General features: G+C 71.4%; 6 protein-coding genes. 4 read left to right on the top strand and 2 right to left on the bottom strand.

Going from position 1 to position 6043, the window contains the following annotated elements:
- Nucleotides 1-38: 38 nt before the first annotated feature.
- Nucleotides 39-1484, bottom strand: a complete 1446-nt coding sequence (locus tag LE548_RS02365; RefSeq protein ID WP_225094875.1) for a glyceraldehyde-3-phosphate dehydrogenase — start codon at nucleotides 1482-1484, stop codon at nucleotides 39-41.
- A gap of 193 nt (nucleotides 1485-1677) precedes the next feature.
- Between LE548_RS02365 and LE548_RS02360 the strand changes: the two genes are divergently transcribed.
- A complete protein-coding gene (locus LE548_RS02360; protein ID WP_374116006.1) occupies nucleotides 1678-2904 on the top strand; it encodes a hypothetical protein in 1227 nt (408 codons plus the stop codon).
- Nucleotides 2905-2921: 17 nt separating this feature from the next.
- On the opposite strand, the gene LE548_RS02355 is transcribed toward LE548_RS02360, so the two are convergent.
- The gene (locus LE548_RS02355) at nucleotides 2922-3140 is read right to left on the bottom strand and encodes a hypothetical protein (RefSeq protein WP_225094873.1); all 219 of its coding nucleotides are present in this window, start codon (nucleotides 3138-3140) and stop codon (nucleotides 2922-2924) included.
- 158 nt (nucleotides 3141-3298) lie between these two features.
- On the opposite strand from LE548_RS02355, the gene LE548_RS02350 reads away from it, so the two are divergent.
- From LE548_RS02350 to LE548_RS02340, 3 genes are all read left to right on the top strand, one after another.
- The gene (locus LE548_RS02350; protein ID WP_225094872.1) at nucleotides 3299-4129 is read left to right on the top strand and encodes a PP2C family protein-serine/threonine phosphatase; all 831 of its coding nucleotides are present in this window, start codon (nucleotides 3299-3301) and stop codon (nucleotides 4127-4129) included.
- 218 nt (nucleotides 4130-4347) lie between these two features.
- The gene (locus LE548_RS02345; RefSeq protein ID WP_225094871.1) at nucleotides 4348-5367 is read left to right on the top strand and encodes an MASE1 domain-containing protein; all 1020 of its coding nucleotides are present in this window, start codon (nucleotides 4348-4350) and stop codon (nucleotides 5365-5367) included.
- Nucleotides 5368-5429: 62 nt separating this feature from the next.
- Nucleotides 5430-5852 (top strand): MarR family winged helix-turn-helix transcriptional regulator, encoded by a 423-nt coding sequence (locus tag LE548_RS02340; RefSeq protein ID WP_225094870.1) that lies wholly within the window; start codon nucleotides 5430-5432, stop codon nucleotides 5850-5852.
- The last annotated feature ends 191 nt before the right edge of the window (nucleotides 5853-6043 follow it).

The raw sequence follows: 6043 nt of genomic DNA, 5'->3' as shown, positions 1-6043 counted from the left end.
CCCCCGGTCGGCGGCCGTACGCGTCTCGGCGAGAGGGATCAGACGGCCGTCGCCGGGAACGTCGGGTACTCGACGCCCGAGACGTGCTGGACGACACGGACGACCTGGCAGGAGTAGCCGAACTCGTTGTCGTACCAGAGGTAGAGGATCGCGTTGTCGCCGTCGACCTTGAGGGCGCCTGCGTCCACGATCGAGGCGTGGCGCGAGCCGATGAAGTCGCTGGAGACCGCGTCGGGCGCCGTGGTGAAGTCGATCTGGCGGCGCAGCGGCGAGGTCAGCGAGACCTCGCGCAGGTAGTCGTGGACCTCCTCGCGGGTGGTCGCACGGGACAGCTGGAGGTTGAGGATCGCGATCGAGACGTCCGGCACCGGGACGCGGATCGAGCTGCCGCTGATCTTCGCCTTGAGGTCGGGCAGCGCCTTGGCGACGGCGGAGGCGGCGCCGGTCTCGGTGATCACCATGTTGAGCGGCGCGGAGCGGCCGCGGCGCTCGGCCTTGTGGTAGTTGTCGAGCAGGTTCTGGTCGTTGGTGAACGAGTGGACGGTCTCCACGTGGCCGCGCAGCACACCGTACTCGTCGTCCATCGCCTTCAGCGGCGGCACGATGGCGTTGGTGGTGCAGGAGGCGCAGGACAGGATCCGCTCGTCCGGCTTGACGGTGTCGTGGTTGACGCCGTGCACGATGTTGGGGACGTCGCCCTTGCCCGGCGCGGTCAGCACGACCTTGTCGATGCCGGGGCGCAGGTGCTTCGACAGGCCCTCGCGGTCACGCCACTTGCCGGTGTTGTCGATGAGGATGGCGTCCCGGATGCCGTACTCGGTGTAGTCCACGTGCGACGGGTCGTCGGCGTAGATCACCTTGATGGCGTTGCCGTTGGCGACGATGGTGCTGTCGGCCTCGTCGACGGTGATCGTGCCCTGGAACTGGCCGTGGATGGAGTCGCGGCGCAGCAGCGAGGCGCGCTTGACGATGTCCTGCGCACCGCCGCCGCGCACGACGATGGCGCGCAGCCTGAGACCGTTGCCGGAGCCGGCCTTCTCGATCAGCAGGCGGGCGACGAGCCGGCCGATGCGGCCGAAGCCGTACAGGACGACGTCGCGCGGCTCACGGCGCTCGATCTTGTTGCCACCGGTGGCGCCGGCGACGGCCTCGGCGGTGAACTCCGCGACGCCCAGGCCGCGGTCGTCGGCCTTGTAGGCGGTGGCCAGCATGCCGAGGTCGATCTGGGAGGGCCCGAGGTCGAGGGTGGTCAGGGCCTGCAGGAACGGCATGGTCTCGGTGACCGACAGCTCCGCGCCGTCGATCTGCCGGGCGAAGCGGTGCGTCTTCAGGATGCTGACCACCGACTTGTTCACCAGGGAGCGGCTGTGCAGCAGGACGGTCACGTCCCGCTCGCGGTGCAGCTTCCCGATGAGCGGGATCATCGACTCCGCGATCTCCTCGCGGATCTTCCAGTTGGTGAACGAGTCGTCGTTGACAGTCACAACATCCATCTTTCGAGCTAGGCAGCGCTCATATGTTTACCACACCCTATGTTGATCTTCCTGAGGGTCCTCGATGGGTCCTGATATGGGGTGTTTGTTAGTGATTGCCAGGATTTCTGAACGAGGGGAATTTCCTGAATCAGGGTGGAAGAATGTAAGAAACCCGGGTCGCGGATTGCACGTCTTACCAGGCGTGTTCAAGGTCAAGAGGGTGAGCACCTCATCCGTACCCCGGCCCGAGTCGGCCGCTCCCGCCGGCCCCCTACGACGCCCGGCCCTGCCCCGGATCACCCGGCGCGGGACACCTGAGGGCGTGCTGCCGGCCCTCGCTCTGTTCGCGGCAGTCCGGTTTGCCGGGATTCTGGTGATGATCCTCACCAACGCGGTGCGCGGGCACCCGCTCGTCAAGAGCCTCGCCCACTCATGGGACTCCCGCTGGTATCTCCACATCGCCGAGTACGGCTACAGTCACAAGATCTGGATCACCCCGCAGGGTTCCGTCCAAGCCGACTGGGCGTTCTTTCCCCTGTACCCGGGCATGATCAGGGCCCTCACCACAGTCCTGCCGCTGACCCCCGGCCAGGCCGCGCTGCTCATCTCGTGGATCGCCGCGGTCGTGGCGGCGTGGGGCGTCTACGCCATCGGTCACATGCTCTACGGGCGCGGCGTCGCCACCGCCCTGGTCGCCGTGTGGGCCGCCATGCCGCACGCCGCCGAGCTGACCATCGCCTACACCGAGTCGCTGTTCGCCGCGCTCGCCGTCTGGTCCCTGTACCACGTGCTCAAGGGCCGCTGGCTGTGGGCCGGGACGCTCGCCGCGCTCGCCGGCCTGGCCCGGCCGAGCGGCTTCGCGATCGCGCTGGCCGTCTCCGTCGCCGCCGGCTACGAGGCACTGCGGCAGCGCGGCCGGGTCCCGGTGAGTCTGTGGGCCGGCGCCGTGCTCGCCCCGCTGGGCTGGCTCGGCTATGTGCTGTGGGTCGGCAGCCAGACCGGAAACCTGCTCGGCGGCTACTTCACGGTGCAGAGCGCCTGGGACTCCAAGTTCGACGGCGGCGTCGGCGCGGCCAAGTTCGTCAAGGCCCTGCTGCTGCACGGCGGGGGTGTCGTCTATCCGGTGGCCCTGGTGATCGTCGCGGCGAGCATCCTGCTGTTCGCGCTGCTGTGCCTGGAACGTGCCCCGCTGGCGCTGGTGGTCTTCTCCGGCGTCCTGCTCCTGCTCGTGGTCGGCGGGTCCGGCTCCTTCTCCTCCAAGCCGCGGTTCCTGCTGCCGGCGTTCCCGCTGCTCATCCCCTTGGCCCGTGCGCTGATGCGGACCTGGCGGGTCCGCCCGGCCCACGCGGTGCTCGTCTACGGCGCCCTCGCTGTCGCGTCCCTGCTGTTCGGTGCCTATGTGACGGTGGTGGCCACGTCCCCGCTGTGAGCCACCGCCGCCGTCCGTCACACGGGCTGCCCCTCGCGCTCGCCGCGCCCGGCCACGGCCAGGCCGGCGAGCGCCGCTGTGATCAGCAGGGCGCTGACCCGGACCGGTGAGCGGTAGCCGAGCCCGCCGTCGATCGCCCGCACCGCCCAGCAGCGGGCCGAGGGCGGCGCCGACGGCGTCTGCCGCGCCAGCCGGCGCCGGCCGAGCAACGCCATCAGCGGCGCCCCGGCGATCATGCCGGCGGCGAAGGCGGACGTGAGCGCGCCCGCGGCGGGGACGGAGATCCCGAGGCTCCCTCTCAGGGCGTAAATATCAGATATCGGTAAAATCTAGACGTTTGCCGAAGATTCAGGTGGTCGGCCGCCGAGGGTCACCGCCGTGCCGGAAGTGATCGATGCCCCGCAAGCGCCCCATGGACGAAGGCGACGAGCTGCTGGCCCGGCTCGGCTCGCTCACCGCCCAGGCACGCCAGCGCGCGGAGCTGCAGCGCAGCCAGGTCGAGCTGGCCATCGCCCTGCAGCGCGGCATGCTGCCCCGGGACCTGCCCACCGCCCCCGGCCTGCACCTCGCCGTGCGCTACACCCCGGCGAACCTCGGCCTCAACGTGGGCGGTGACTGGTACGACGCCTTCGCCCTGCCCGACGGCCGGATCGGGCTGGCGATCGGCGACGTCCAGGGGCACAACATCGAGGCCGCCGCCTTCATGGGGCAGGTGCGGGCCGGACTGCGCGCCCTCGCCTCGGTCACCAGCGACCCCGGTGAACTGCTCGCCCGCACGAACGAGCTGCTGCTCGCCCTGGGCAGCGATCTGTTCGCCACCTGCACTTTCATGCGCCTCGACCTGGCCACCGGGGTGCTGGAGAGCGCCCGGGCCGGCCACATCCCCTTCGTGTGGGCCACGGCGGACGGCAAGTCGGGTGTCGTCGACGACGAAGGCGGGCCGCCGCTCGGCATCGAGTCGGGCATGGAGTACCCGGTGACCCGGCACCGGCTGACCACGGGCGGGGTGTTCGTCCTGGTCACCGACGGCGTGGTCGAGGGACCGTCGCTGACCGTCGAGGACGGGCTCGACCAGGTGGTGCGCCTCGCCGGCATCGCCGCCGTCGCGAGCCTGGAGGTGCACGCACTGGCCGCCGCCGTGATCAAGGGCGCCGAGAGCGTCGGACACGAGGACGACGCGGCCGTCCTCGTCGTCGGCCTGGACGGCCCCCGCTCCCCTTCCTGACCGTCGTGGCGTGAGGGTGGGCGGGCAGTGCCCTTGGCGGGGGCGTCCTGTGGCGGGCTCGCGCGGCCCGGTCCCCGGCAGGCCGCGACGGTCACCGCCGGCCGCACCGGCGCTGCCCCCCCCGCCCCGGTCCGGGGCATCCCGGCATTACGCCATAGGGCTGGACGGCACCCGGTCTCGCCTCGCCGAGCCGGGGCCGGCGGTGTGAGATTGCTGCTGTGGTGGGCAACGAGGATCTGCGCCGGCGAGGCGGCTCCGTCGTCCAGGTGCTGGCCGTCGGTGCCTGCTACTTCGCCGCGGGCCGGATCGGGCTCATACGTGAGCTGGTCGTCGAGGGCGCGGTCGTCACCCCCATCTATCCCGCCAGCGGCGTCGCCGTCGCCGCCCTGCTGATCCTCGGTACGCGCTGCTGGCCCGGCATCACGATCGGCGCCTTCTTCGTCGTGCTGTCCATCGTCACCCCCCGCCTCGACGTGCTCGTCACCCTCGCCGGCCAGACCGCAGCGCCGGTGTGCGCGGCCCTGCTGCTGCGCCGGGCCCGGTTCCACCCCGACCTCGGCCGGTTACGGGACGGCCTCGCCCTGGTGTTCCTGGGCGCGCTCGGCGCCATGCTGATCAGCGCGACCGTGGGCGTCGGCCTGCTCGTCGTCACGGGCCACCTGGCCGCGCACAGCTTCTGGCCGGTCTGGCTGGCCTGGTGGGTGGGCGACGCGATGGGCGTCCTGACCGTGACCCCGCTCCTGCTGTCGCTGGGCAACGCCCGCCGGCCGCTGCCCACGGCCCGCTGGAAGGAGGCGACCGCGCTCGCCGTCATCGCCTGCGCGCTGCTGCCGCTGGCCGTCTACAGCTCGCTCAGCCTGCTTTACCTCGTCTACCCGCTGCTCATCTGGACCGCCCTGCGCTTCCAGCTGGTGGGCAGCGTGCTGTGCGCGCTGCTGACCTCCGTGCTGGCCACGGTCGCCGCCACGGACGCCGTCGGCGCCTTCGCCGGGCTGAGCCGGATCGAGGTCATGGCCAAACTCCAGGCGTTCAACGGCTCGATGGCCCTGACCGCGCTGCTGCTGTCCGCCGTGATCACCGAGCAGCGCAACACCCGCAGCTCCGTGGAGAAGGCCTGCCAGGAGCTGGTCGAGGTCCTGGAACACCTCACCGCGGGCGAGGCCCCACCGCCGCGCCCGCAACCGGACGCCGAGGGCCCGGAGAACCCACGCCCCGGCCGTCTCCCACCGGCCTCGTGAGGGCCGCGTCATTGCTTACGCTTGATTGAACAGTCCAGACTGATAAACCTATCGTTATCACCATGGACACGGTTGCACTCGCCGCCGGGCTCCGGCTGGCCATGGGCCGGATCGTCCGGCGACTGCGGCAGGCGCACGCGGTCGGGGACGTGTCGCTCTCCGAGGTCTCGGTGCTGGCGCGGCTCGCCCGTGGCGGTCCGGACTCGCCCGGGTCGCTCGCCGAGCTGGAGCGGGTCCGGCCGCAGGCCATGGCCAGTACGCTCGCCGGTCTCGAACAGCGCGGGCTGGTGAGCCGTGCCCCCGACGCGGCCGACGGGCGCCGGGCCATCGTCTCCCTCACCGGCGAGGGACGGACCATGCTGGAGCAGCGCCGCTCCGAGTCCGTGAGCCGGCTCGCCCACGCCCTGGAGGAGTTCACCCCGCGCGAACGGCAGGCCCTGCAGGACGTCCTGCCCCTGCTCGACCGACTGGCGGAACGGCTGTGAGCGGCACGGGGCCCGCTCCGGACGGCGCCGGGCCCGCATCGGACGGGGCCCGGCCCGCACCGGACGGCCCCGGCGCGACCGGCGGTATACGGTCCCGGCTGCTCGCCCGTGCCGCCCGGCTGCGGGACACGTCCCCGGGACCCGGTTACAAGTGGATCGCCCTCTCCAACACCACGCTGGGCGTGCTGATC

It is taken from the genome of Streptomyces sp. CoH27, from assembly GCF_020181035.1.
GTDB classification, from domain to species: Bacteria; Actinomycetota; Actinomycetes; order Streptomycetales; family Streptomycetaceae; genus Streptomyces; species Streptomyces camelliae.
This window is presented reverse-complemented; position numbering and strand designations above follow the sequence as displayed.

Coding starts and splice junctions, on each gene's coding strand:
- LE548_RS02355 (WP_225094873.1), bottom strand. CDS start 3,140: ATGATCGCCGGGGCGCCGCTGATGGCGTTGCTCGGCCGGCGCCGGCTG.
- LE548_RS02350 (WP_225094872.1), top strand. CDS start 3,299: ATGCCCCGCAAGCGCCCCATGGACGAAGGCGACGAGCTGCTGGCCCGG.
- LE548_RS02340 (WP_225094870.1), top strand. CDS start 5,430: ATGGACACGGTTGCACTCGCCGCCGGGCTCCGGCTGGCCATGGGCCGG.